Consider the following 25,444-nt stretch of genomic DNA (forward strand, 5'->3'; position numbering starts at 1 on the left):
CGTGGGCGCGATCACCGGAACGTTCAAGGGCTTCGGGGTCACCTTCTCGCACATGTTCAAGAAGGTCGTCACCACCGACTACCCGTTCAAGCCGCCGGTCTCGGCGCCGCGCTACCACGGGCGGCACATCCTCAACCGGCACCCGGACGGCCTGGAGAAGTGCATCGGCTGCGAGCTGTGCGCCTGGGCCTGCCCGGCCGACGCGATCTACGTCGAGGGTGGGGACAACACCGAGGAGCAGCGCTTCTCCCCGGGTGAGCGGTACGCCAGCACCTACCAGATCAACTACGCCCGCTGCATCTTCTGCGGGCTGTGCATCGAGGCGTGCCCGACCCGCTCGCTCACCATGAGCAACGAGTACGAGCTGGCCCGGGACAACCGGCAGGACCTGATCTTCACCAAGGAGCAGCTGCTCGCGCCGCTGCTCGAGGGGATGGAGCAGCCGCCGCACCCGATGCGGCTCGGGGACAGCGAGAAGGACTACTACGTCGGCGCGCTGAGCAATCCGGGCACCTCGGCCGGCGCCGAGCACTCGGCCAACAATCCGGGCCGGTACCAGGTGAGCCAGACCCCGGGGGTGACCTTCCCCGGCGCCGAGCAGCACGCCCAGCGGGCGGCGGCGGGCAAGGGAGACGAGGCATGACCACGCAGACGGTGCTCGCCGCGGCGGGTGAGGTCTCCGGCGGCGAGGAGGTCACCTTCTGGATCCTCGCGCCGCTGGCGCTGATCGGCGCGATCGGCATGATCGTGGCGCGTAACGCCGTGCACTCGGCGCTCTGGCTGGTGCTGACCATGCTCTGCCTGGGCGTGTTCTACGTGCTCCAGGCGGGGCCGTTCATCGGCATGGTGCAGATCATCGTCTACACCGGCGCGATCATGATGCTGTTCCTGTTCGTGCTGATGCTGGTCGGCCGGGACGCCTCGGACTCGCTGATCGAGACGCTGCGCGGCCAGCGGGTCGCCGCCGTGCTGCTCGGCCTCGGCTTCGCCGGCCTCGTCGGCACCGGCATCTACCGGGCGCTCGACGGCGTTTCGGCGGTCGGCCTGGACCAGGCCAACGCCGAGGGGAACGTGCAGGGCATCGCCCGCCTGCTGTTCACCAAGTACGTCTTCGCGTTCGAGCTGACCTCGGCCCTGCTGATCACGGCGGCGGTCGGCGCGATGGTGCTGGCGCACGTCGAGCGGCGCAAGCAGGACAAGCTCGACCAGCCGAGGACCATGCGGGCCCGCTTCGCCCCGGGCAACTACCCCGGCCCGAAGCCCGGCCCGGGTGTCTTCGCCACCTCCTCCTCGGTGGCCACCCCGGCCCGCCTGCCCGACGGCCGGCTGACCGAGCGCAGCATCCCGGAGATCCTGCCGGCCCGGGAGTTGGCCCCGGAGGAGACCTCGCTGAAGGGGACGGACAAATGACGCCCGACTACTACCTCGTCCTCGCCGCGGTGCTGTTCACCATCGGCGCGGTGGGGGTGCTCATCCGGCGCAACGCGATCGTGCTGTTCATGTGCGTCGAGCTGATGTTGAACGCCGCCAACCTGACCCTGGTCACGTTCAGCCGGATCAACGGTGACCTGAACGGCCAGATCATGGCGTTCTTCGTGATGGTGGTGGCCGCGGCCGAGGTCGTGGTCGGCCTCGCGATCATCATGTCCATCTTCCGGACCCGGCGCTCCGCGAGCGTCGACGACGCCAACCTGCTCAAGTACTAGAGGGGCCCTCCGGTGGAAGAGACTGTGGAATACGCCCAGGCCACGGGGTTGCTCGGCAGCGTCTGGCTGCTCGTGGCGATCCCGCTGGCCAGCGCGGCGATCCTGCTGCTGCTGGGCCGGCGGGCCGACCGCTGGGGGCACTGGCTCGGGGTGGCCGCCGTGGCGGCCTCCTTCGTGCTCGGCCTGACCTACTTCTTCCAGCTGCGCGGCCTGGAGAACAAGTCGGTCGAGCTGAGCCTGTTCGACTTCATCGCCGTCGGCGACCTCAAGGTGGACTTCGGCCTGCTGTTCGACCCGCTGGCCGCGGTGTTCGTCCTGCTGATCACCGGCGTGGGCTCCCTGATCCACCTGTACGCGGTCGAGTACATGGCGCACGACGAGGGCCGGCGACGGTTCTTCGGGTACTTCAACCTGTTCGTCGCCGCGATGCTCCTGCTGGTGCTCGGCAACAACTACGTGATGCTCTACTTCGGCTGGGAGGGCGTCGGCCTGGCGTCGTACCTGCTGATCTCCTTCTGGTACGGCCGGCCCAGCGCGGCCACCGCCGGCAAGAAGGCGTTCCTGATGAACCGGGTCGGCGACGCCGGCCTGGCCATCGGCATCTTCATCATGTTCGCCACCCTCGGCACCACCCAGTACGACGAGGTCTTCAACGGGGTCGGCTCGCTGACCGCGACGACCGTGCTGGTCCTCGGCCTGCTGCTGCTGCTCGGGGCGACCGGTAAGTCCGGCCAGTTCCCGCTCCAGGCGTGGTTGCCGGACGCGATGGAGGGCCCGACCCCGGTGTCGGCGCTCATCCACGCCGCCACCATGGTCACCGCGGGCGTCTACCTCATCGCCCGGTCCAACCCGATCTTCTCGGCCAACTCGACGCTCCAGCTCGTGGTGGTGAGCGTCGGCGCGCTGACGCTGCTGATCGGCTGTGTCATCGGCGCGGCCAAGGACGACATCAAGCGGGTGCTGGCCTGGTCGACGGTGAGCCAGATCGGCTACATGTTCCTCGGCGTCGGCCTGGGCGGCGCGGCGTACGCGCTGGCCATCGTGCACCTGCTGGCGCACGGCTTCTTCAAGGCCAACATGTTCCTCGGGGCCGGCTCGGTCATGCACGGGATGAACGACCAGGTCGACATCCGCCGCTTCGGCGGGCTGTCGAAGCACATGAAGATCACCTGGATCACGTTCATGACGGGCTGGCTGGCCATCATCGGCATGTGGCCGTTCTCCGGCTTCTTCTCCAAGGAGCCGATCATCGTGGCCGCCTTCGGGCGCGACGACTGGACGGCCTGGCTGTTCGGCGGGGCCGCGCTGCTCGGCGCCGGTCTCACCGCCTTCTACATGACCCGCCTGTTCGTGCTCACCTTCCACGGGCCGGCCCGCTGGACCGAGGACATCGAGCACCCGCACGAGTCGCCGAAGCTGATGACCATTCCGCTGATCCTGCTCGCGGTCGGCTCGGTCGCCGCGGGTGCGCTGATGGCCAGTTCCGTGCCGGACTGGCTGGAGGCGACCGCCGGGCTGGGCCACCAGGAGGAGGGTCACCACGCGGTGTTGTCGCACGGGGTGATCACCGCGCTCTCGCTGCTGGTCACCGCGGCCGGGGTCGGGCTGGCCTGGTTCCTGTTCCGGGGCGGCACGGCCACCGAGCCGCAGCCGGCGGGCGTGCTGGTCACCGCCGCCCGGCGCAACCTGTACGCCGACGCCTTCAACGAGGCGGTCTTCGAAAAGCCGGGGATCTTCCTCACCCGGGCGCTGGTCTTCCTCGACAACCGGGGCGTCGACGGGCTGGTCAACGGCCTGGCCGCCGCGGTGGGCGGGGGCTCGGGCCGGCTCCGGCGGCTGCAGACCGGCTTCGTCCGGTCGTACGCGACGTCCATCCTGACCGGCGCGCTGCTGGTGGTGGCGGCGTTCCTGGCGGTGCAGGCGGGGTGGCTGGCGTGATCGACCTCTACCCGGCCGCCCCCGCCGGCGGACCACGCAGTGACGACGGAGGTAAGGCCGCATAATGTCCAACTTCCCGTTCCTCTCGGTGCTGACCGTGGCGCCGCTGGTCGGCGCGCTGGTCGTGGCCGTCCTGCCGCGCCGCCGGCCCGACCTGGCCAAGCTGGTCGCCCTCGGGTGGTCGCTGCTGGTGCTGGCCCTGTCGGTGGTCATGTGGATCGCGTTCGAGACCGGCGGCGACCGGCTCCAGTTCCGCGAGTCGTACACCTGGATCCCGCAGTGGGACGCCCGGTTCACCTTCGCCGCGGACGGCATCGCGCTGGTGATGCTGATGCTGATCGCGGTGCTGGTGCCGCTGGTGATCCTGGCGTCCTGGCACGACGCCGAGTCGTCGAAGCGCTCGGTGCCGGTCTACTTCGCGCTGCTGCTCGTCCTCGAGTCCACGATGATCGGCGTCTTCGCGGCCGCCGACGTCTTCCTGTTCTACGTGTTCTTCGAGGTCATGCTGGTGCCGATGTACTTCCTCATCGGCAGCTACGGCGGCCACCAGCGGCAGTACGCGGCCGTGAAGTTCTTCCTCTACTCGCTGGTCGGCGGCCTGTTCATGCTCGCCGCGGTGATCGGCCTGTGGGTGGTCGGCGGGCACACCTTCGACTGGCAGGCGCTGACCCAGGCGGACATCTCCACCGGGACGGCGCGCTGGCTGTTCCTCGGCTTCTTCGTCGCGTTCGCGATCAAGGCGCCATTCTTCCCGTTCCACACCTGGCTGCCGGACGCCGGTGGCGCGGCCCCGGCCGGGGCAGCCGCGCTGCTGGTCGGCGTGCTGGACAAGGTCGGCACCTTCGGCCTCCTGCGGTACTGCCTGCCGCTGTTCCCTGAGGCGTCGAGGTGGTTCGCCCCGTGGGCGCTCGCGCTCGGCCTGATCGGCATCATCTACGCCGCCCTGCTGGCCGTCGGCCAGAACGACCTCAAGCGGCTGGTGTCGTACACGTCGATCGCCCACTTCGGCTTCATCGGGGTCGGCATCTTCGCCTTCACCACCCAGGCCGGGACCGGCGCGGTGCTGTACATGCTCAACCACGGCCTCGCCACCGGCCTGCTCTTCCTGGTGGTGGGGATGCTGGTGGCCCGCCGCGGCTCGGCGCTGATCAGCGACTTCGGCGGCGCGGGCAAGCTGGTGCCGCTGCTGGCCGGGGTGCTGTTCTTCGCCGGTCTGGCCTCGCTGGCGCTGCCCGGCACCGCGCCGTTCGTCTCCGAGTTCCTGGTGCTGATCGGCACCTTCACGGTGAACAAGCCGGTCGCGGTGATCTCGACCCTCGGCATCATCCTCGCCGCCGCGTACGTGCTGTGGATGGTGCAGCGCACCACGCAGGGGACGCTCAATCCGGCGCTGGCCGAGGTCGAGCCGATGCGCCGTGACCTGAACCTGCGCGAGAAGATCGTGGTCGCCCCGCTGATCGCGCTGATCGTGCTGCTCGGCTTCTACCCCAAGCCGGTCACCGATGTCATCAACCCCGCCGTCCAGGCGACCATGCAGGACGTCGGCAGGACCGACCCCGCCCCCACGGCGGGCACCGTCCAGGAGGCTAGCCGGTGAGCGCGAGGAGTGAACGAGCGGCTGCGGGTGAGGCCCAGCGCGAGCGCGAGGAGCGAGCGGAGCGAGCCCCGCAGTCGCGAGCAGAGCAAGCGGTTGTCGCGAACGAAAGGTCAGTGCAGTGACCGAGCTCAAGTTGCCGTCGATCGACTACGCGGCGCTCGCTCCGATCCTGATCATGCTGGGGGCCGCCCTGCTCGGCGTGCTGGTCGAGGCCTTCGTGCCCCGGCGGCACCGGCACTGGGCGCAGCTGTCCCTGGCGCTGCTGGCGGTGCTCGCCGCGCTGGTGATGGTGATCCGTAACGCCGACGACCGGCTGCTCACCGCCGGCGGGGCGATCGCCGTGGACGGGCCCACGCTGTTCCTCCAGGGCGCGATCCTGCTGCTGGCCGCGGTAGCGCTGCTGCTGATCGGCGAGCGCGCGGTGGAGCGGGGTGGCGCGTTCGTGGCCCACGCCGCCGTCACCGCCGAGTCGGCCGAGGACCGGCGGCAGGCCGAGGAGGCCAGTGGCGCCACCGAGGTGTACCCGCTGACCACCTTCGCGATCGGCGGCATGCTGATCTTCGTGGCGGCGAACGACCTGCTGACCATGTTCATCGCCCTGGAGGTCTTCTCGCTGCCGCTGTACCTGCTCTGCGCGCTGGCCCGCCGCCGGCGGCTGCTGAGCCAGGAGGCGGCGATGAAGTACTTCATGCTCGGCGCGTACGCCTCGGCCTTCTTCCTCTTCGGCGTGGCCCTGGTGTACGGCTTCACCTCGGGCATGCCGGGCCGGGCGGCCGGGGTGGACTTCGCCACCGTGCACGCGGCGGTGACCGAGTCCCCGTCCAGCGAGGTGCTGCTCTTCGCCGGCATGGCGCTGCTCGCCATCGGCCTGCTGTTCAAGGCCGCCGCCGCGCCGTTCCACGTCTGGACCCCGGACGTCTACCAGGGCGCCCCGACGCCGGTCACCGGCTTCATGGCGGCCGTCACGAAGGTCGCCGCGTTCGGGGCCCTGCTGCGGGTCTTCCACGTGGCGTTCTCCGGTGCGGCGTGGGACTTCACCCCGGTCCTCGGCGCGGTGGCGGTGCTGACCATGCTGGTCGGCGCGGTGCTCGCGGTGACCCAGACCGACATCAAGCGGCTGCTGGCGTACTCGTCGATCGCGAACGCCGGGTACCTGCTGGTCGGCGTGCTCGCGCCGAGCAAGGGCGGGCTCTCCGGCACGATGTTCTACCTGGTCGCGTACGGCTTCTCGGTGCTCGCCGCGTTCGCGGTGGTGACCCTGGTCCGCGACGCGGACGGGGAGGCCACCCACCTGTCCCGCTGGGCCGGGCTGGGCCGGCGCTCGCCGTTCTTCGCCGGGATCTTCACCTTCATCCTGCTGGCCTTCGCCGGTATCCCGCTGACCAGCGGGTTCACCAGCAAGTTCGCCGTCTTCGCCCCGGCCCTGGAGGCCGACCAGGTGTGGCTGGTGGTGGCCGGCGTGCTGACCAGCATGGTGCTGGCGTTCCCGTACCTGCGGGTCGTGGTGATGATGTGGCTCTCCGAGCCGGGCGAGTCCACCCCGACGGTCACCGTGCCCGGCGGGCTCACCTCGGCGGCCCTCATGATCGGCGTGCTGGCCACACTGGTTCTGGGCGTCGCCCCGGCCCCGTTGCTCGATCTGGCCAACGGTGCGGCCGAATTCGTCCGATGACAGACCTTTCCCGACGACGGGGCCGGTGCGCGGCAGCGCGCCGGCCCCGTCGCCGTATCCCCCAGCAGGAGCAGGTCGAACGGGTGTGGCATGGTGGATAGCGTGGTGATTCCGGCTGGCGAGCGTTCAGGTGCCACCGGCTCCGGTCGGCGGAGTCCGGTCAGCGCCGGTCAGTTCGGCGCGCTCGGCCTCTACCTGGCCGATCCCCGCGTCGAGGCGTCCGTGCTGGGCCTGCTGGAGGCCATAGAGGCGGAACTGCGGGCCGGCGTGGCGAGCGCCGACCCGTTGGTGGCCGAGGCCGCCCGGCACCTGGTGGACGCCGGCGGCAAGCGGTTCCGTCCGCTGCTGGTCGCGCTCGGTGCCCAGTTCGGCGATCCGACGGACCCGCAGGTCGTCCCGGCCGCTGTGGTGATGGAACTCACCCACCTGGCGACGCTCTACCACGACGACGTCATGGACGAGGCGGCCGTGCGGCGGGGCGCCCCGAGCGCCAACTCCCGCTGGACGAACTCGGTGGCGATCCTGGTCGGCGACTACCTCTTCGCCCGCGCCGCGGACATCGCGGCCGGCCTCGGCCCTGAGGCCGTCCGGCTGCAGGCACGCACGTTCGCCCGGCTGGTGCACGGCCAGATCGCCGAGACTGTCGGCCCGCGCGACGAGGACCCGGTCGCCCACTACCTGAACGTGATCGCCGAGAAGACCGGCTCGCTGATCGCCACCTCGGCCCGCTTCGGCGGCATGTTCGGCGGGGCGACCGCCGAGCACACCGAGGCCCTGGCCCGGTACGGCGAGACCATCGGCATCGCCTTCCAGCTCTCCGACGACCTGCTGGATATCGCCAGCGAGTCGGTGCAGTCGGGCAAGACCCCGGGCACGGACCTGCGCGAGGGGGTGCCCACCCTGCCGGTGCTCTACGCGCTCGCCTCGGACGACTCGGACGCCGCCTCGGTGCGGCTGCGGGAGATCCTGGCGACCGGCCCACTGGTCGACGACGCCCTGCACGCCGAGGCGTTGGGACTGCTCCGCGAATCCCCGGCGCTGAAGCGGGCGCGGGAGACGGTCCGCAGCTACGCCGAGGACGCGCGGGAACAGCTCGCCCCGCTGCCCGACGGGCCGGCCCGCCGCGCCCTCGAATCGCTCTGCGACTACATCGCCGACCGCACGAGCTGACCCACCCCTGCCCGGCGCCCTCCGTAGCGTGCGGCCGCCGCGGTTCTGCCTGGTGATCAAGAGCTTTGCGTCGTGAACGGGCTTCCAGGCGACGCAAAGCTCTTGATCACCGGAGTCGGTCAGCCGGAACTAGTCGGCCAGCCGTGGCCGGGAGGCGGGGGCCGGGGCCGAGGTGGGGCCCGCGAGGAGGCGGGTGGCCGTCAGCATGAGGGCGGCGGCCAGGAGCATGGCCACCGCCGCCGCCAGCCACATCGTCGGGTAGCCGAAGCCGGCGGCGGTCGCGCCGAGCGCGAGCGGGCCGAGGCAGCCGCCGGCGTACACCCCGGTCTGGGTGATCGAGGTGGCGGCGGCCGGCGCGGCCGGGTGCAGCCGGACCACCGCGAAGTTCATCAGGCCGGGCCACGCCCAGCCCAGGCCGAAGCCGAGCAGCACGCCCGCCACCAGCGGCGCCGTGCCGGACACGGCGAGCAGGGTGAGCCCGGCCGCGCCGACCACGAGCATGCCGGCGATGACCGCGACGTGCCCGCCGTCGCGCCGGTCCGCGAGCCAGCCGGCGCCGACCCGGGCGATCACGCAGACCGCGCTGCCGAGGGTCAGGGTCAGCCCGGCGAGGCCGGGCGACAGCCCCCGGTCGGCCGCCGAGTCGACCAGGAAGGTGCCCAGGGCGTTCGCGGCGGCGGCCGCGAGGGTGGCGGCGACCCCCACCACGACCAGGCCCCACGCGGCCCCTCCGGTCCGCCTCCCGCCCGTGGCCCGCGGGGGGCGGGCCTCCCCGCGCGGTACGGCCGGCAGCGCGGCCAGGGCGGCCAGGGCGCCCGCCACGAAGGCCCACCGCCACCCGGCGGTCACCGCGACCGTCGGCACGGCCAGGCCGGCCAGGAGCGTGGAGACGGGGATCGCCGCCTGCTTCACGCCGAACGACAGCCCCTGCCGGCGGGCCGGCACGTGCCGCACCAGCGCGGCGTTGCTGGCCAGTTGGCCCAGCGCGTTGGCGGCGGCGCCGAGCGCCAGGAGGGCCAGCAGCATCGGGTACGACCGGGCCAGCGCCGCCACGGCCAGCATCGACCCGGCGGAGAGCAGGATGCCGGCGCGGGCGGCGAGGGCGGGACCGAGCCGCTCCACGAGGGCGCCGGACGGCACCGAGGCGAGCGCGCCGACGCCGAAGTAGACGGAGACCAGCAGACCCAGCCCGGCCGGAGACAGGCCCAGGTCCGCGCCGATCTGGACGGCGAGGCCGCCGACGAGGAACACGGGCAGGACGCAGGCGACGGTGGTGGCGACGGCTCCCGCGCCGGCGCGGACCGGCCGGCGGGTGACGGCGTGGGGCGGGGGGTGCAGGGCAAGGTGGGTCATGGTGCCGCAAATCTACGTGAGGCCGACTCGCGCAACTCATCGTGTCGCTCGACGCACGGAACGTTTACGATGATCTGGCATTGTCGATCCGATCAGGCATTTCGCCGGACGCCTGGATTTCATATGGTGTAAGTCCCCGGCGGCGGAGGTGGTTGTGCGCGACCCCTTGGCGGAACCTTCGGATCTCATCCGGAGCGTGTCCCGCGCGCTACGCGTGCTCGAGGCGGTCGGTCGTGCCCCGAAGGGCCTGACCGTCAAGCAGATCGCGCGGCGCTGCGAGTTGACCGTGGCCACGACGTACCATCTGGTCCGCACCCTCGCATACGAGGGCTACGTGATCCGGCGCGAGGACGGCACGTACATCGTGGGGCTGGAGATCGCAGACCGCTACCGCGAGCTGGTCACGGCGTTCCGCGGGCCGGCCGCGGTCGGCGAGATCCTGCGGCGGGCGGCCCTGGACACCGGCTACAGCCACTACCTGGGCCGGTTCGTGGGCGGCCAGGTGGCGGTCACGGCGGTCGCCGAGGGGCACCGCTCGCCGTACGTGGAGGAGTTGGTCCCGGGCTTCGACGAGGGCGCCCACGCCACCGCGCTCGGCAAGGCCCTGCTGTCCACCCTCACCCCGGACCAGCGGCTGCGCTACCTGCGGGAGTACGGCATGCGGCCCTTCACCAGCGCCACCCTGACCAGCCCTGAGGCGTTCGAGGCGGACATCGCGGCCGGCGACCGGCGGGGGATGCACCTCGAACTCGGGCAGTTCCGTCAGGGCGTGGCCTGCGCCGCGGTCGTGGTCACCCCGGACAAGGACATCGAGCGCCGGATGGTGCTGGCGTGCGCGCTGCCGGCCGGCGAGATGATGACCTCCGCCCGGGTGGTCCGGGCGAAGCTGCTCACCGTGGCCCGGGCCCTCGCCGACAGCATCGCCGCCGCCGAGAGCTGAGCGATGCCGGAGCGGGACCTGGCCGTGCTCGCGCTGGGTGCTGGACGTCGCGGCGCTGGTGACCCGGGGCCGGGGCCGGCGAGGGCCGCAAGCGGCCCCCGAGGCTGAGCGGCAACGGCCCGAGGTCGAGCGGTGGCAGCCCGAGGCTGAGCGGCAATGGCCTGAGGTTGAGCGGCAATGGCCTGAGGTTGAGCGGCAGTGGCCTGAGGCCGGGCGGTGGCGGCCCGAGGCCGGGCGGGCAACGCCCTGAGGCCGAGCGGCGGTGGCACACGGGCCGGACGACGCGGGCCCCCTCCCCGGGTGGGGAGGGGGCCCGTCGGGCGGCGTGCCGGGTCAGCTGCCGATCGGGCCGCCGTCCAGCCGCCAGGCGACCACCACGCCAGGCTTGGCGTAGTCGCCGTCCGGCCAGGTCGAGGCCGGGTTCTCCACCGAGGCGCCGGTGATCTCACCCGGGTGCTGCACCGCCACGAACACCGAGCGGTTGTCGCCGGTGATGAACGGCCCGCAGGTCTCCGCGCCCACCGGCACGGTGAGGAACTGCTTCAGGTGCCCCCGCTCCGGGCCCTCCACGGCGGTGGCGAACAGGCCGTCGTTGCTGCCCAGCGCGTTGCCGTCGGTGGAGATCCAGAGGTTGCCGGTGGCGTCGAAGGCGACGTTGTCCGGGCAGGAGATCGGGGAGACCGTCGTCTTGTCGTACCCCGCGAAGTGCGTCGACGAATCGGCCGGGTCGCCGCAGACGATCGGCAGCGACCAGGCGAACGACTCGGCGGCGTTGTCGGCCCGGTCCTCCACCAGCTCCAGGATCTGACCGTGCTTGTTCAGGTTGCGCGGGTTGGCCTCGTCCGCGGCGGGCTTGCCCGCCTTGCCGCGGTCGGTGTTGTTGGTCAGCGCCACGTACACCTTGCCGGTGAGTTGGCTCGGCTCGACGTCCTCCGGGCGGTCCATCTTCGTCGCGCCGACCTTGTCCGCCGCCAGCCGGGTGAAGGTGAGCACGTCCGCCGCCGTCATCCCGTCCACGTACGACCGGTTGCCGCTGACCAGCTTGATCCAGCGGCCCCGGCCGTCGAACGCCCCGTCGGCGGGGAGCGTGCCGGACCCGTCGATCTCGGCGGCCGAGTTGCCCTCCAACTGCGCGACGTACAGGGTGCCGGACTCCAGCAGGGTCAGGTTGTGCTTGCGGGCCACCCACGAGTCGCCCGGCAGGAACTTCTTGTCCGAGACGAACTTGTACAGGTAGTCGAACCGCTCGTCGTCGCCCATGTACGCCACCGCGTGGCCGTTCCTGGCGATGATGACGTTCGCGCCCTCGTGCTTGAACCGGCCCAGCGCGGTGTGCTTGCGCGGCCGGCTCTCCGGGTCGAACGGGTCGATCTCCACGACCCAGCCGAACCGGTGCGCCTCGTTCGGGTGCTTCGCCAGGTCGAACCGCTCGTCGGCGCGCTCCCACCGCCGGCTGCCGCTCGGGTACCGCGCGGTGGTGCTGATGCCGTACCGGGCGAGCTTCGGCTTCAACTCCTCCGGCGCGCCGTCGCCGCCGACGAAGTACTGGTTGAAGTTCTCCTCGCCGGAGAGCACCGTGCCCCACGGGGTGACGCCGCCGGCGCAGTTGTTCAGGGTGCCGATCACCGTCCGGCCCTTCGGGTCGGCGGCCGTCTTCAGCCACGCCGACCCGGCGGCCGGGCCGGTCAGGTCGAACTTGGTGGCCAGCGCGGTGACCCGCCGGTTGTACGGCCGCCGCCCGTTGCCGGCCACCCGCCACCGCCCGGTGCCGTCGACCCGCTCCAGCTCCACCACCGACATGCCGTGCGCGGCCATGGCGACCTGCAACTGCTCGACCGAGAGCGCCTCCAGGCCGGTGAAGCCGGGGAACATCAGGTCCTCGTTGGTGTACTCGTGGTTGACCACGAGCAGCGCCCGGCGGCCCTGCTTGTCCAGCGGCAGCACGCCGACGAAGTCGTTGTTGTAGCCGAACTGCCTGGCCTGCTTCGCGGCGGTCTGCCCGTGCAGGTCGAACTCCGGCGCGCCCGGCACGACCGGGTCGCCCCAGCGGATCACCACCGCGTGGTCGTAGCCGTCCGGCACCACCAGGCTGTCGAGTCGGTTCGGCGGGATCGGCGTGAAGGTCAGGGCGCCGCTGCCCACGCCGCCCCGCGGGCGGGCGAGTGCGGTGGCCCCGGGGACGACCGGGGCGGCGGGCTCGGCGGCGGCCGGGGCGGCGCCGGCCAGCGCGCCGGCGGCGGCGCCGCCGAAGCCGAGCACGAGCGCGCCGACGGCCCCGGCCCGGACGACGCCGCGGCGGGACACCTCGGCGTCCACGATGTCGCCGAGGTACGGGTTGTCGGAGGGGTTCGGCACCGGATGGTCGCAGGCGTTGCCGCACCGGTACAGACAGGTCATGGCGTCGCGGCTGCCGTGGCGCTTGCCGCCCAGCAGGGGGAGCAGCCGGGGACGGTCGCTCATCGGGGGTGCCTCCTGGAGGTTCGGTGCACGCCGGCCCAGCCGGTCGGCGCGCGTACGTGGCGGACGCTAGGAGGAGACGGTGAGCACGGGTCGGCCCGCACGTGAACCGCGCCTGAACACCTGTCCGTCGGGCCGCCGCCGACCTGCGGTGAACCGATCGGCGCGACCGCGCGTGTTTCCGGCCGGATGCAACGCTGGACCCGTCGGGTGAGAGGGAGGAGGCCGTCATCGGCGACGACGACGCCCAACTGCTGCGCGCGCTGCACTCCGAACACGCCGACGCGCTGTTCGCACACGCCCTGCGGCTGGTCCACGGCGACCGGTCGCGGGCCGAGGACCTGGTGCAGGAGACGCTGCTGCGGGCCTGGCGGCACCCGGAGGCGCTGGACCCGGCGCGGGGCTCCGTGCGGGCATGGCTCTTCACCACCGCCCGGAACCTGGCCATCGACGCCTGGCGGCGCCGCTCCACCCGGGTCGGCGAGATCTACACCGACGAGCTGCCGGAGCCCTCGGAGGCGGTCGACGAGGCGGAGCGGGCGGTGGAGGCGTGGACCGTCGCCGAGGCACTCAACCGGCTCAGCCAGCCCCACCGGGAGGTGCTGATCGAGTGCTTCTACCAGGGACGGTCGGTCGCCGAGGCGGCGGCCCGGCTGGGCGTGCCGCCGGGGACGGTCAAGTCCCGCACCCACTACGCGCTGCGCTCACTACGGTTGGTGCTGGCCGAGATGGGAGTGACCGAATGAGCCGCTGCGAGTTCGCGTACGACGACGGCGCGTACGTGCTCGGCGCGCTCGCCCCCGCCGAACGCGCCGCCTACGAGCGGCACCTGGCCGGCTGCGCCTCCTGCCGCGAGTCCGTCGCCGAGGTCGCCGTACTGCCCGGTTTGCTTGGCCGGCTCGACCCGGCGGACCTGGGGCAGATCCTGCCGCCGGCGCGGGAGGAGACCCGGGTGCCCGCGCTGCTCGCCGCCGCCCGGGACCGCCGCCGCCGCGAGCGGTGGGCCACCCGCCGCCGGTACGCCCTGACCGCGCTCGCCGCGGCCGCCGTGGCCCTGTTCGCCGGGTTCGGCTCGGCCACCGCGCTCCGGCCCGCCCCCCAGGTCACCGGTACGCCCGCCCCGCAGGTGCCCATGGCCGCCATGCGGCCGGTCGCCGCCACCGTGCCGGTGCACGCGGAGGTGGGGCTCACCGGCACGGCGTGGGGCACCGAGGTCACCATGCGCTGCGGGTACGACTGGCGGCCCGGCCACCGGGAGGCGTACACGTTCCGGCTGGTGGCGCACGGCCCGGACGGCGCGACGGAGCAGATCGGCTCGTGGCTGGCCGCCCCGGGCGACGACGTCCGGCTGACCGGTGCCACCCGCTTCACGGGATCGGAGTTGGTCCGGCTGGAACTCCTCCGCGCCGACGGCACCCCGGTCCTCACCTACGACGCCCGCTGACCCCGTTCCGCGCTGCTGCCCCGGCGTCTCGGACTAGTGCCGCGTACCGGGGGCCGCAACTGCAAGATCGCGGCCGGTGCGGGTGGGGGTGCGGCGGGTGCGACGGGTATGGGCGAGGGCGTCGGCGAGGGCGTCGGTCGTGAAGACCAGCAGCGCCGCCCAGACCAGCGCGAAGCCGGCGAGGCGGGCCGGCGGCATCGGCTCGTGGAAGATCAGCACGCCGCAGGCGAACTGGAGGACCGGTGTGAGGTACTGGAGCATCCCCAGCGCGGTCAGCGGCAGCCGGTTGGCCGCACCGGCGAACAGCAGCAGCGGGATCGCGGTCACCGCCCCGGCCAGCACCAGCAGCACGGTGTGCCCGGCGGAGACGTGGCCGAAGGTGGCGTCGTCGGCGGCGGCGAGCCAGCCCAGGTACCCGAGGGCGGGCAGTGCCAGCACCGCCGACTCCACGAACAGGCCCTCCGCGGCGGGCAGCGCGAGCCGCTTCTTGACCAGCCCGTACGCCGCGAAGGTCGCCGCGAGGGTGAGCGCCAGCCAGGGCAGCCGGCCGTAGTCGACCGTGAGCACGGCCACCGCCGCCCCGCCGACGCCCAGCGCCAGCCACTGCGCGGGGCGCAGCCGCTCGCGCAGCACCCCCACGCCGAGCAGCACCGACACCAGCGGGTTGATGAAGTAGCCCAGAGCCGTCTCCACCACCCGCCCCGAGTTCACCCCGTAGATGTACGCGGCCCAGTTCACCGCGATCAACGCGGCGGCGGCGGAGATCCCGAGCAGCGCCCGGGGCCGGCGAACCAGCGCCCGCAGGAAGCCGACGTTGCGCAGCGCCGCGAGCAGCAGCGCGACGAAGGCCAACGACCAGACGACCCGGTGTGCCAGGATCTCCAGCGCGCCGGCCGGCCGCAGCAGCTTGAAGTACAGCGGGAAGAAGCCCCAGAGCAGGTACGCGCCGAGGCCGTAGAGGTATCCGAGGCGGAGCGGGCTCACGCCTCCACCGTAAGGTGCCCCGACCCGTTGGACTCCTTTCCGGTGAGCGGGGTCACCCGGGCGTCGTACTCCATCCAGCTGGCCGGGTTCACCGGGGTGAAGCCGACCTTCCCGTACACGCCGTGCGCGTCGTTGGTGGCCAGCACGATCCGCCGTACGCCGAGCTCGGCCAGGTGGTCGCGGACCGCGCCGGCCAGCCAGGTGCCGAGCCCGCGACCGCGGACGGACCGGTCCACGTAGACGTCGCAGAGCCAGGCGAAGGTGGCCCGGTCGGTGACGACCCTGGCCACGGCCACCTGGCCGCCGTCGCCGGGCCGGTAGACGCCGAATGCCAGCGAGCCGTCGAACGCCCGCTCGACCGTCGCCCGGTCCCGCCCGATCGCCCAGTACGCGTCGGTGGAGAGCCAGTGGTGCACGAGGTCGAGGTCGAGCCGGGCCGGGTCGGTGCTGAGCTGGTAGCCGTCGTCGCGGGTCAGGATGAACACGCCCCGACGTTAGCCCTGCTCATTGATGTGCTCGCCAGTCAATTCCCGCTTCCTGGCCCGCCCCGCCACCAAGGGCCCCGCGCGGCCCGGCCGGCACGGCGCGCGCCGCACGGCCTGCCCCCGCGCGGCCCGGCGCGCGGCCGGGCCCCGCACGGTGCGCGCCGCGCCATCGAGATCTTGGACAGTTGCCGTCTCGCGCTGACGGCAACTGTCCAAGATCTCCCTCCGGAACGTCAGTCCCGGTCGAGGACGGCGCCGAGGAGCCAGGTGACGATGCCGACCAGAAGCGCGCCGAGCACCGCCTCCGGCCAGAAGCCGGCCACGTGGAACGGCAGCCCCGCCTCGCCGGCGATCCAGCTCGTGAGCAGGAACAGCAGGCCGTTGACCACCAGCGCGATCAGGCCGAGGGTCAGCAGGTAGAAGCCGCAGCCGACGGTCTTGATGATCGGCTGGAGTACGGCGTTGACGACACCGAAGATGGCCGCGACGAGGATCAGCGCGGTGACGGCCTCGGTTGCCGAGTCCGTGTCGAGCGTGATGCCCGGAATGAGCAGCGTGGCCAGCCAGAAGGCCAGCGCCGTGCTGCCCAGCCGGATCAGAAGACCCTTCAGGAATTCCATGGCCCCGGATCGTGCCATGGACCCGCCAACCGCGGAACCCGCCGCGGCCCTGCCCCTGACGCCTGAAGGCGGCCCGATCGCAGGCTGGGGGACCCGTGGCCTCGTCCCGGCTCCGGGGCCGCGTCCGGCTTTGCGGCCTCGTTCCGGGTGCGCAGGCCCGTCCCCGGCTCGTCCCCGGGTCTGTGCCTCGTCCCGGAGCTCCGGGGCCTCATCCCCGGCGGGGATGGCCGATCAGCTGCGACTCGATCGGCGTCGGCGAGAGCAGCGCCCAGCGCAGCGCCCGCCGGTTCACCACCGCGACCATGTCCTCCCGGATCCGGGTCAGCCAGTCCGCCGAGCCGCCCAGCCCCAGCGCGGCCCCGGCCAGCGCCGCCTCGCCGGGGCGCAACGGTTGCAGCACCGCCAGGTCGGCGCGGGCCAGCGAGTCGGCGTCGGCCGGGGTGAGATCGTCCCGGACCACCAGGGTGGACTGCCACGCCGGCACCGGTACGTCGTCCGCCGGCACCGGACCCATGTCCAGCACGAGCAGCAGCGGCCGCAGCGGCGAGCCGGGCGCACCGCCCGGCGGCCGGCCGGGCGGCAGCACCGAGATCGGACCGCCGGGCGCGTTCACCCCTCGGACGAAGGGCTCCCAGGCGCGCGGCCGGGTCGTCCGCACCGCCACCCGAGCGCCCAGCGCCATCGCCCGCAGGGCCACCAACTGGGCGACGCGAACCCCGCCGACCAGCATCAGCCGCGTACCCTGCGGCCGGAACAGCCTGATCGTCACCGCGCCGCCGTGCCGGTTGGCGCCCACCATCAGCCCGGCGTCGCCGACCGGCAGCTCCAGCCCGTCCAGCGCCGCGGGGCCGACCGCCGCGCCCGGGGCCGCCAGGGCGAGCGGCAACGTGCCGGCCAGCGCGGGAAGCTGCTCGCCGTCGAGCCGGTCGACCTCGCCGCCCGCGCCGCCGACCAGCCGCCGCAGCGCCTGCGCGGCCACCGACAGCTCGGCGGGGGTCCAGGCGGCCAGCCGTACGGCCAGCTCGGCCGGCGCCGCGCCGCCGTCGCGCCCGGTGTGCGGGCCGACGCACAGCGAAACCGTGGTCGCGGCCGCCGGCAGGGTGAGCAGCCGGGGCACCAGGCGGCGCCCGGCCTCGCTCCGCGCGTCCGGCCCGCGCCGCAGCCGGAACGTGGTCTGCAGCAGCTCTCCGGTGCGCACGGTCGGCCAGGACTCCCGCACCGGGCCCGCGCCGTCGTGGTGGGCCAGTTCCCCGAGTACGCGCAGCGCGGCGTGCTCGCCGAGCGGTCGGGCGGCCACCGGCCGGAGCCGGCGGACGATCCGCCGGACCACGCCGGAGAGCGCCGCCCGCAGGTCCTCGTCGGTCCAGCCGTCCACCCGCAGCGCCCGGACCGCGAGCAGCGCCCGATCCCGGCCGGCCAGCCGCCCGTCGGTCAGCTGCCGGTAGGAGGTGGCCACCGTGCTCCCGCCCTCGGCGCCGACGGGGGCGGGGCTGCCGCAGAGCAGCAGTTGGAGGCGGACCGGGGGCAGCTCCGACGATGCGGGCGGCAGCAGCGTCGACGGCGCCGGAAGCACCCGGGGGCCGTCGCCGAGCAGGTCGCCGGGATCGCCCAGTTCCAGGATCGCGATCAGCCCGCCGGCGTCGTCGACCACGGCGGCGGGGCCGCCGGCCAGTTCGGTCGCGCGTACCGCCGCGCCCGGGGCGAGCAGGTCGAGCAGCGCGTCCGGGCCGGCGGGCGGAGCCAGGGCGCGGCGGCGGGCGAGGTGACCCACGGCGACGGCTAGCCAGGCGGAGAGCCAGCGGCCCCGCACCCGTACCCACGCCGTGGCCAGCAGCGGCACGGCCACCAGCAGGGCGGCGGCCGTCCAGCCGACGCCCCGCCCGGCCGCGGCGGCGACCAGCGCCACCGCCACCTGCGCGGCGACCACCTGGCCGGCACGCACCCCGGTGGCCGGCCGGGCCGCGGCGGGGATGCACTGTGCCGGCAGCGGCTGCCGGTGCGCCGGCTGAACCGGTGCCGTGGTGGTGCTGGCCGTCACCGCGCCTCCTCAGCGCTCACCCGGTGACGTCGCGCGGGCGGAGACACGACGCCGTGCGGTCGGTGCCGCTGCGTCATGGTATGACTTCGCACCGACGCGGCGGGAACCGGTTCGTCCACAGGGGAGCGGGGCGGGGTAGCACGACGGCCACGGGGCGGCTACCGTCAGCGACGAGTTTGGCCGCCCCGACCCGATCCGGCGCCGTTCGCCGGGCGGGGCGGAGGGTGCGTCCGCCGCGGGCGCGTCGACGGCCAGCCACGACAGAGGAGGCGAGGTGACGTCCGGGGTGTCCCAGACCCAGGCAGAAGCCGCGGTGATGCAGCAGACCGCCGCGAAGTTCGAGCAGGTGGACCAGTCCCTGCAGAGCATGCTGTCCGGCCTGCTGGCCGAGCTGGAGGTGTTGCAGCAGGCCTGGCGGGGCGCCGGTGGGCGCTCGTTCGAGCAGGTCAAGCAGCAGTGGGCGCAGGACCAGGCAGCGTTGCAGCGGGCGCTGCGGGAGACGGCCACCGCGATCCGTACCGCCGGCCAGCAGTACGACGTCTCCGACAACGAGGCCGCCAGCCGGATCGCCGGCACCAACCGCGGCATCCAGTTGCCGCTGTAGCAACCGTCCCGGAAAGGGGAACATCCGATGGACCATGGTGTGCTGGTCGTCAATTTCGCCGCGTTGCAGCAGGCCAGCGCGGACATCCAGCGGGCGCTGAACACGCTGGACACCCAGCTCGGGCAGCTCGAGCGGGACGCCGCCCCGCTGGTGGCGAGCTGGGACGGCGAGGCCCGCCAGGCGTACGAGCAGCGCCAGGCCCGGTGGCGCTCCGCCTCGCAGGACCTCCAAACAATGCTGCGCGACATCAAGGTCGCGGTCGACGACTCCGCGTCCGACTACCTCGACACCGAGAAGCGCAACGTCAACCTGTTCCAGTGAGCCCCCGGCGGCGGCGCCCGTCCGACCGGTCGTCGCCGCCGGAGGCGTGCCGCCCACGGTCGGCGGGTGTGGCTTGGGCGCTCAGGCCGCCGGGCGACGCCGCAGCTGGAGGCGTGTCGGCCGCCGTCGGCGGGTGTGGCTTGGGCGGTCAGGCCGCGGGGCGCCACCGGCGACGGATGCCGCGGGGTAGCAGCACGGCCAGCAGTACCGCGCCCGCGACCACCGCTCCGGCGACGGCGGCGACAGCCAACGCGCGCTCGCGGGCCGCGGCCCGTCGGGCGCGCCAGGCCAGCTCCGCCGGGTCGGCGCGGTCCACCGGCAGCCCGGCGGCCTGGCTGACCCGGCCGGTAGGCTCCGCCCCGGTCTCGGTGACCGCCCGGTACGGGTTGAGCACCCCCGCGCCGTACCCGCCGCCGGAGCCGTCGCCGGGCGCCGGGTCGGCCGTGGCGAGGATCCGCTGCGCCACCTGCGCGGCGGTCAGCCCGGGCCGGTACTGCCGGACGAGGGCCGCGGTCGCGGCCACGAAGGGGGCGGCGTAGCTGGTCCCATCGGCCTGGCGGTGGCCCTGCCCCGGGGCGGCCATCAGCACCTCCCCGCCGGGGGCCACCAGGTCGACGTACGGGCCGGTCTGGGAGAACTGGGCGCGTCGGCCGTCGGAGCCGATCGCGCCCACCCCGAGCACCCCGTCGTACGCGGCCGGGTAGGGGCGCGGATCGCCGCTGTCGTGGAGGTTGCCCGCGGCGGCGACCACGACCACGTCCCGCGCGAGGGCATAGCCGACCGCCGCGCGGACGGCGGAGTTGTCGGCGTACAGCACGACGGAGAGGTTGAGCACGTCGGCGCCGTGGTCGACGGCCCAGCGGATGGCGCGGGCGAAGCCGGCGGCGCTGACCGTACGCCCCGACTGCCGCCCGTCGACCACCTGCTGCTCGCTGACCCGCACCGGCAGTACGCGGACCCGGGGCGCCAGGCCCTGGAACGCGACGCCCGGGTGCGGGACGGCCGCGATGATGCTCGCCACCCCCGTTCCGTGTCCCGCGCAGTCCCGGCTCCCGTCGCCACCCGCGTCGAGGAAGTCGGCGCCGTCGAGGACCCGCCCGGACAGTTGCGGGTGTTCGCGGTCCACTCCGGAGTCGATCACGGCCACGGTCACCCCGGCCCCGGTGGCCAGGGCGGACAGCCGCTCAGGGGCGTATCGCCGCTGGGGCCACGGGACGGACACGACCGGCCGGGCCGGGGCGAGCGGTGCGGAGCAGCCCGGCACGGCCCGCGCGGCGGCACCCGGAGCGACCGCGCGCGTCGCGGCGGCGGGTGATGCGGTGGCCGGCGCGGCGAGCAGGGTCGCCGCCAGCGCGGCGAGGGCCGGGCGCGCGGTGGACCAGGGCATCGACGCCCTCCGTATCGTGTCGAGTCCGGAACGGGATGTTATCTCCATCTGCGCCGTCCGGTGGGCCGCCGCACGCCAGCCATTGTGATCTTGAAACTACCTTGTAGGTTGTACGCGATGCCTATGGCCTGTTCGCGGGAGGAGAGGTGGCCGTGACCGACTGGGAGCCGGCTACCGAGGCCGAAGCGGCGATGCGGGACGCGCTCCGCGCCAACGACCAGGAGCTCTACTTCCGGATCCTGGCCCGTATCGAACTGCTGCTGCCGGTCCCCGCGGAGGCGCTGGCCGGGCAGGCGTCGACCGGGTGGGGCACGTGGACCACCGGCGGGCGGACGCACGTGCTGGCGTTCACCTCACCTGCCGCGCTGCGCGCCTGCCTGGGCGAGAACTCCACCCCCAGCCGTCGCAGCGCGTACGCCGACCTCGCCGGCGACTGGCCGAACCACGAGTGGTGGCTGGCGGTGAACCCGGGCCTTCCCATCGAGGGGTACCTGCCCGCCTGGTTCGTCTCCCAGTTGTCCCGGGGCGACGTGCGGTTGCCCGGGCGCACCATAGGTGCCCGGGCGCGCCTGGAGCGCGCCGAGACGGCGGCCAGGGCCCGGGCCAGCGCCGCGGTTCCCGGGTGGGACGCGCGGGAGCCCGGTGCGCCCGAGTCGTCGCCTGCCGAGGCGGCGCAACACGACCTGGCGCAGCACGACCTGGCGCAACGCAATCCGGCGCAACACGACCCGGCGCAACGCAATCCGGCGCAGCCACCGCCGACGGGCCCCGCGCCCGGCCCGACCGTCGCGTCGGCGGCGCCCGTCTCGCCGGGGGCGGCCGGGGCGAGGACCGTGTCCCGGCCGGTCAACCCGCCGTACCGCCGGCCCGCCGAGGCGGGCCCGGGGTCGCCGGTCCCGCCGTACGGGGACGGGCAGGGCGCCGCGCCGGGGCCCCGACCCGGTCCGGCCGAGGTCGGCCCGGGCCGACCTGCCGACGGCCGCGGCGTGTCACCTCCGGCCGAACCGGCCGCCAGCGGATCGGCGTGGCTTAGCGTGCCGCGACGGCGGCCGTTGGCGGAACTCTCGCCGAGCGGGCCGACGGCCGAGCCGGCCGATCGGCCCGCCAACCCGCCCGCGTCCTTCTTCGAGCCGGCGTCGAGCCGGAACCGAGCCGCCCGTCCGGTCGGCGAACCACATCGACCCGCCGACCGGGCCGTTCCGCCGGCCCGGTTCGCCGGCGTCAGCCAGTCGTTCCCCCGGCGTACCGCGCCGGACCAGGTCGGCGAGCAGGCGACGCCCACCGTCCGCCCCGCCGGGCCGGAGGTGGAACCGCCGACCGTGGCGTTCCCGCCCGCCGCCGTCGAGTCGCGGACCGTCGCGTTTCCGGCTGGCCCGGCCGAGTCGCCGACGGTGGCGTTCTCGCCTGGCCTGGCCGAGTCGTCGACCGTCGCGTTCTCGCCTGGCCCGGCCGAATCGCCGACGGTGGCGTTCTCGCCTGGCCTGGCCGAGTCGCCGACCGTCGCGTTCTCGCCTGGCCTGGCCGAGCCGTCGCAGGCGACTCCCGGCCCTGCCGACGGGGCCGCCCGAAGCCCGCGGCCCGGCGCGGCCGCCGAGCCGCCTCGGCCCGCTTTCGACGAGGAGGCGACGCGGGCGTTCCGGCCGGTCACGCCCGCCCGCCCCGTCGTACCCTCAGGTGGCACGGCGGGGGAGGAGGCCGGCCGGCCGACCGGGACCCGCGACGAGTTGCCCCGCCGCCGTCCGGTGTCCGGTCTCGCTCAGGCGTTCCCGAGCTCTCGGTCCGCACCGGGCGACGCGAGGGCCACGGAGCCGCGCCCGGCGAGCGGCGAGCGGCGGGAGGAGTTGGCTCCGTCGGCCGCCGAGCCGGTCTCCGGGCCGCCCGCCTCGCGTCGCTCCTTCTCGCCCATCGTCATCGAGGGCACCGTCATCGAGTCGCGGGAGCTGCCCGCCGTCGACCCGGTGCCTGAGGGGGCCGTTCCGCCTGCGTCGTCCGCCGCCGGGCCCAGCGCCCAGGCAGCCGCCGGGCCCGGCACCTCGGCAGCCGCCGGGCCCAGCGGCCCAGCCGCCCCCGGGCGTACGACTCTCCCGGCGGACGCCGTGGCCAGGCCCGCCCCGGAGCAGCCGGCGAGTACGGCACCCGCCGAATCGGGGCCCGGCGGGCGGACGCCGCCTGCCGCGCCGGCCGAGGACCTCTTCCGTCCGGCCCCCCGGTCGTCCGCCGCGCCGGCCGACGAACTGTTCCGCCCGGCCACCTCCGCCGCCGACGTGCCCCCGGCCATAGTGGACCCGGCGCCCGAACGGGTCGCGCCACCTGCGGCGCCGCCTGCGCCTGAACGGGTGGCGCCGCCTGCGCCCGAGCCCGTGGCGCCGCCTGCGCCCGAGTTCCGGCCGGCCAACGAGGTCGAGGAGAACCTGCTGGTCGCCGCCGGGGCGGGCAGCACCGACAGCTTCCTCAGCACCCTGCTGCTGGCCCGGGTGCTGCTGCCGGTCGCGTGGGACTCGGCGCCGGACAGCGGCCCGGGCGACCCGGGCTTCGTGTGGCGCACCGAGCAGTTGGACGGCGACACGTACGTGGTGGTCTACACCTCCCCGGAGCGGATGGCCGACCACCTCGACGACCCGGTCGAGACGGTACGGGTCAGGTTCGTGCAGCTCATCCGGCGCTGGCCCGACGCCGCCTGGTCGTTCGCGGTGAACCCGAACACTCCGGTCGGCGCGAAGCTGCCCGGCGAGCAGATCGTCGCGTTGGCCAACTGGGCCGCCGAGGTGGGGCTCGGCGACGACGCGGGCAGCGAGCCGGAGCCGGTGCCGACGGCCGGCGGACGGCCGGCGAACGCCCCGCGGCCGGCCCCGCCGCCCGCCGACCCGAACCGCCCGGTCGTGATGCAGAAGGTGATCTCCCCGAGCCAGCTCTCGTACTACCTCGAGCGCGGCTACGACCGGGTCTCCGGCTTCGTGCACCGCGCCAGCGAGCTGGCCCACCTGAACACCCCGGCCCAGCTGTACGGCGCACTCGGGCTCGGGTATCCGGGCTCGCCGTTCTCCCGTGACGCGGAGGAGATCCACGTGCTCCGCTGGCCGGCCTACCGGCCGAGCCTCTACCGCATCCCCTACGGCGGGCAGAACGAGGCTGCCATGCGGGCCATGGAGGGCTGGGTCATCGAGCGTCCCCCGTTCCGGGGCAACGGCTTCGCCCCGGGCGAGAGCAGCGACATCGTGGCCGAGTTCAAGGTGGACAGCGCCCGGCTGCCGCACGGCGCGCAGCTGTGCCGGATCGGCGCGGACGGCACCGAGCGGACGATCGCCGTCCTGGACACCGACGCGCTGCACTGGCGACGGGTCGAGGAGGCGTGATGCGCGACGGCTACGTGGCCCGCTGGCGCGGGCGGGAGTACCAGGCCAGCCCGGACGGCGACGACGTGCGGCTGTACCAGCCGGAGCCCGGCGACGGGTTCGAGGAGGTCCGCCCCGGCCGCCACGTCCGGGTGGTGCCGGCCACGGAGCTCGACGACCTGGCGTACGTCCGGACCACCTGCACCTGGCAGGGGCAGCCGTTCATCGTCCTCGGCGAGCACGACGGCTGGCTGCGGGTGGAGTACACCGGCGGGCGCTGGCCGGTCGCCCAGGCGATGGGGCTGGAGGTCTTCGACTTCGGGGTCTACCAGGGCTGGGCCCCGGCCGCCGAGGTCGCCGACCTGCGCGAGAAGCGCCTCTGAACCCGGCCGACCGTCAGGACTTCGCCCAGCGCAGGATCTCGCCGAGCACGACCTCCCGGGCCTCGACGTGCGGGAAGTGTCCCACCCCGTCCAGCAGCCGCCACTCGTACGGGGCGACGACGTACCGGCCGGACCCCTGGGCGGTACGCGGCAGCGAGGCCTCGTCCAGCGCGCCGTGCAGTTGCAGCGTCGGAGTGACCAGGGGCTTCTGCATCAGCTTGACGAACCGGTAGCCGTGCAGCCGCAGCACCGACCGGAACGCCCAGCGGTAGCCCTCCAGCGCGCAGAACGCCGCCTGCGGGATGCGCATCGCCTCCCGGCAGCGCCGGGCGTACGCCTCGAAGTCGGGCCCGTGCACCCAGCGCGGCCCGCCCCAGCGGCGCAGCATCTCCTCGACCGCCGCCGCGCCGTCGCGGGTGAGCACGTGCTCGTACCGGGGAAGCTGGAACTTCAGGGTCGGCGTGGAGGCGGCGAACTGCCCGCGCGGGTCGGCGAAGATCGCCGCCCGTAGCCGCAGCGGGTGCGGGGCGCCGAGCACCACGAGCCGGCGCACGAGCTTCGGGTGGAACGAGGCGGCGGTCCAGGCGATCAGGCCGCCGGCCCCGGAGCCGACCAGGGTGGCGGAGCGCTCGCCGAGGGCCCGGATCAGGCCGGCGACGTCGGCGGCGAGGGTGTAGCCGTCGTACCCCCGGGGTGGCTTGTCGCTGGCGCCGTAGCCGCGCAGGTCGACCGCGACCGCCCGGAACCCGGCGTCGGCCACCGCCGGCAGGATGTCGTGCCACGCCCACCAGTGTTCGGGGAAGCCGTGCAGGAAGAGCACCATGGGGCCCGTGCCCGCCTCGACGACGTGGAAGCGGCTGCCGTTCGCGCCGACGAACCGGTGCGTCCACGGCCCCTCGGTCAGGACGCAGGACTCGTCGACGGCGCCGCCGCGCTGCTGGCTCATGGCCCCAGCCTAGGTCCCCGGTGCCGGTGGCCGCCCCGCCGGCCGCAAAGGGCGATGCCCGGGCAGG

22 protein-coding genes are annotated in these 25,444 nt (G+C 74.1%); 14 read left to right on the top strand and 8 right to left on the bottom strand.

Annotated elements, in window-relative coordinates; translation table 11 throughout:
* Window position 1: 1 nt before the first annotated feature.
* From nuoI to ABGB16_RS04490, 7 genes are all read left to right on the top strand, one after another.
* Window positions 2-643: an NADH-quinone oxidoreductase subunit NuoI gene (nuoI, locus tag ABGB16_RS04460; protein ID WP_347666661.1), complete on the top strand. Its 642-nt coding sequence runs from the start codon at window positions 2-4 to the stop codon at window positions 641-643.
* A complete protein-coding gene (locus tag ABGB16_RS04465) occupies window positions 640-1,410 on the top strand; it encodes an NADH-quinone oxidoreductase subunit J (protein WP_347666662.1) in 771 nt (256 codons plus the stop codon). The genes nuoI and ABGB16_RS04465 overlap by 4 nt, the downstream gene beginning before the upstream one ends.
* A complete protein-coding gene (nuoK, locus tag ABGB16_RS04470; protein WP_145774797.1) occupies window positions 1,407-1,706 on the top strand; it encodes an NADH-quinone oxidoreductase subunit NuoK in 300 nt (99 codons plus the stop codon). Before ABGB16_RS04465 ends, nuoK begins: the two co-directional genes overlap by 4 nt.
* Before the next feature lie 12 nt (window positions 1,707-1,718).
* Window positions 1,719-3,644, top strand: coding sequence for an NADH-quinone oxidoreductase subunit L (gene nuoL, locus ABGB16_RS04475; RefSeq protein WP_347666663.1), 1,926 nt, complete (start codon window positions 1,719-1,721; stop codon window positions 3,642-3,644).
* Window positions 3,645-3,708: 64 nt separating this feature from the next.
* Window positions 3,709-5,241 (top strand): NADH-quinone oxidoreductase subunit M, encoded by a 1,533-nt coding sequence (locus ABGB16_RS04480; protein WP_347666664.1) that lies wholly within the window; start codon window positions 3,709-3,711, stop codon window positions 5,239-5,241.
* Window positions 5,242-5,359: 118 nt separating this feature from the next.
* On the top strand, window positions 5,360-6,913 hold the full coding sequence (gene nuoN, locus ABGB16_RS04485) for an NADH-quinone oxidoreductase subunit NuoN (protein WP_347666665.1): 1,554 nt from the start codon (window positions 5,360-5,362) through the stop codon (window positions 6,911-6,913).
* Window positions 6,914-7,003: 90 nt separating this feature from the next.
* The gene (locus tag ABGB16_RS04490; protein ID WP_347666666.1) at window positions 7,004-8,083 is read left to right on the top strand and encodes a polyprenyl synthetase family protein; all 1,080 of its coding nucleotides are present in this window, start codon (window positions 7,004-7,006) and stop codon (window positions 8,081-8,083) included.
* Window positions 8,084-8,212: 129 nt separating this feature from the next.
* Here ABGB16_RS04490 and ABGB16_RS04495 read toward each other — a convergent pair whose 3' ends face one another.
* Window positions 8,213-9,436, bottom strand: coding sequence for an MFS transporter (locus ABGB16_RS04495; RefSeq protein WP_347666667.1), 1,224 nt, complete (start codon window positions 9,434-9,436; stop codon window positions 8,213-8,215).
* Between the two features lie 154 nt (window positions 9,437-9,590).
* Here ABGB16_RS04495 and ABGB16_RS04500 point away from each other — a divergent pair, with 154 nt between their 5' ends.
* On the top strand, window positions 9,591-10,376 hold the full coding sequence (locus ABGB16_RS04500) for an IclR family transcriptional regulator C-terminal domain-containing protein (protein ID WP_347666668.1): 786 nt from the start codon (window positions 9,591-9,593) through the stop codon (window positions 10,374-10,376).
* A 333-nt stretch (window positions 10,377-10,709) separates the two neighbouring features.
* On the opposite strand, the gene ABGB16_RS04505 is transcribed toward ABGB16_RS04500, so the two are convergent.
* Window positions 10,710-12,836 carry a PhoX family phosphatase gene (locus ABGB16_RS04505; RefSeq protein ID WP_347666669.1) on the bottom strand — a complete coding sequence of 709 codons (2,127 nt, stop codon included), beginning with the start codon at window positions 12,834-12,836 and terminating at the stop codon, window positions 10,710-10,712.
* Window positions 12,837-13,084: 248 nt separating this feature from the next.
* Between ABGB16_RS04505 and ABGB16_RS04510 the strand changes: the two genes are divergently transcribed.
* Both ABGB16_RS04510 and ABGB16_RS04515 read left to right on the top strand, forming a co-directional pair.
* Window positions 13,085-13,579 carry a sigma-70 family RNA polymerase sigma factor gene (locus ABGB16_RS04510; protein WP_347666743.1) on the top strand — a complete coding sequence of 165 codons (495 nt, stop codon included), beginning with the start codon at window positions 13,085-13,087 and terminating at the stop codon, window positions 13,577-13,579.
* Entirely contained in the window at window positions 13,576-14,277 is a 702-nt protein-coding gene (locus ABGB16_RS04515) for a zf-HC2 domain-containing protein (RefSeq protein WP_347666670.1), read from the top strand. The genes ABGB16_RS04510 and ABGB16_RS04515 overlap by 4 nt, the downstream gene beginning before the upstream one ends.
* Before the next feature lie 33 nt (window positions 14,278-14,310).
* Here ABGB16_RS04515 and rarD read toward each other — a convergent pair whose 3' ends face one another.
* The 4 genes from rarD to eccE all read right to left on the bottom strand — a co-directional run bounded on the left by rarD (window position 14,311) and on the right by eccE (window position 18,404).
* A complete protein-coding gene (gene rarD, locus ABGB16_RS04520) occupies window positions 14,311-15,261 on the bottom strand; it encodes an EamA family transporter RarD (protein WP_347666671.1) in 951 nt (316 codons plus the stop codon).
* Window positions 15,258-15,746 carry a GNAT family N-acetyltransferase gene (locus ABGB16_RS04525; protein WP_347666672.1) on the bottom strand — a complete coding sequence of 163 codons (489 nt, stop codon included), beginning with the start codon at window positions 15,744-15,746 and terminating at the stop codon, window positions 15,258-15,260. The genes rarD and ABGB16_RS04525 overlap by 4 nt, the downstream gene beginning before the upstream one ends.
* Before the next feature lie 233 nt (window positions 15,747-15,979).
* Window positions 15,980-16,366, bottom strand: a complete 387-nt coding sequence (locus ABGB16_RS04530; protein ID WP_347666673.1) for a phage holin family protein — start codon at window positions 16,364-16,366, stop codon at window positions 15,980-15,982.
* A 208-nt stretch (window positions 16,367-16,574) separates the two neighbouring features.
* Window positions 16,575-18,404, bottom strand: a complete 1,830-nt coding sequence (eccE, locus tag ABGB16_RS04535) for a type VII secretion protein EccE (RefSeq protein WP_347666674.1) — start codon at window positions 18,402-18,404, stop codon at window positions 16,575-16,577.
* A gap of 286 nt (window positions 18,405-18,690) precedes the next feature.
* On the opposite strand from eccE, the gene ABGB16_RS04540 reads away from it, so the two are divergent.
* Window positions 18,691-19,008, top strand: coding sequence for a WXG100 family type VII secretion target (locus tag ABGB16_RS04540; RefSeq protein WP_347666744.1), 318 nt, complete (start codon window positions 18,691-18,693; stop codon window positions 19,006-19,008).
* A gap of 27 nt (window positions 19,009-19,035) precedes the next feature.
* Window positions 19,036-19,329, top strand: coding sequence for a WXG100 family type VII secretion target (locus ABGB16_RS04545; RefSeq protein WP_347666675.1), 294 nt, complete (start codon window positions 19,036-19,038; stop codon window positions 19,327-19,329).
* 148 nt (window positions 19,330-19,477) lie between these two features.
* Here ABGB16_RS04545 and mycP read toward each other — a convergent pair whose 3' ends face one another.
* Entirely contained in the window at window positions 19,478-20,716 is a 1,239-nt protein-coding gene (gene mycP / locus ABGB16_RS04550) for a type VII secretion-associated serine protease mycosin (RefSeq protein WP_347666676.1), read from the bottom strand.
* A gap of 152 nt (window positions 20,717-20,868) precedes the next feature.
* On the opposite strand from mycP, the gene ABGB16_RS04555 reads away from it, so the two are divergent.
* The gene (locus tag ABGB16_RS04555; protein ID WP_347666677.1) at window positions 20,869-24,069 is read left to right on the top strand and encodes an SseB family protein; all 3,201 of its coding nucleotides are present in this window, start codon (window positions 20,869-20,871) and stop codon (window positions 24,067-24,069) included.
* Complete coding sequence (locus ABGB16_RS04560) at window positions 24,066-24,431, top strand: hypothetical protein (RefSeq protein WP_347666678.1); 366 nt, start codon at window positions 24,066-24,068, stop codon at window positions 24,429-24,431. Before ABGB16_RS04555 ends, ABGB16_RS04560 begins: the two co-directional genes overlap by 4 nt.
* Before the next feature lie 13 nt (window positions 24,432-24,444).
* Here ABGB16_RS04560 and ABGB16_RS04565 read toward each other — a convergent pair whose 3' ends face one another.
* A complete protein-coding gene (locus ABGB16_RS04565; RefSeq protein ID WP_347666679.1) occupies window positions 24,445-25,377 on the bottom strand; it encodes an alpha/beta hydrolase in 933 nt (310 codons plus the stop codon).
* Window positions 25,378-25,444: the final 67 nt, after the last annotated feature.

The sequence above is a fragment of the Micromonospora sp. B11E3 genome (assembly GCF_039871625.1).
Taxonomy (GTDB): Bacteria; Actinomycetota; Actinomycetes; order Mycobacteriales; family Micromonosporaceae; genus Micromonospora.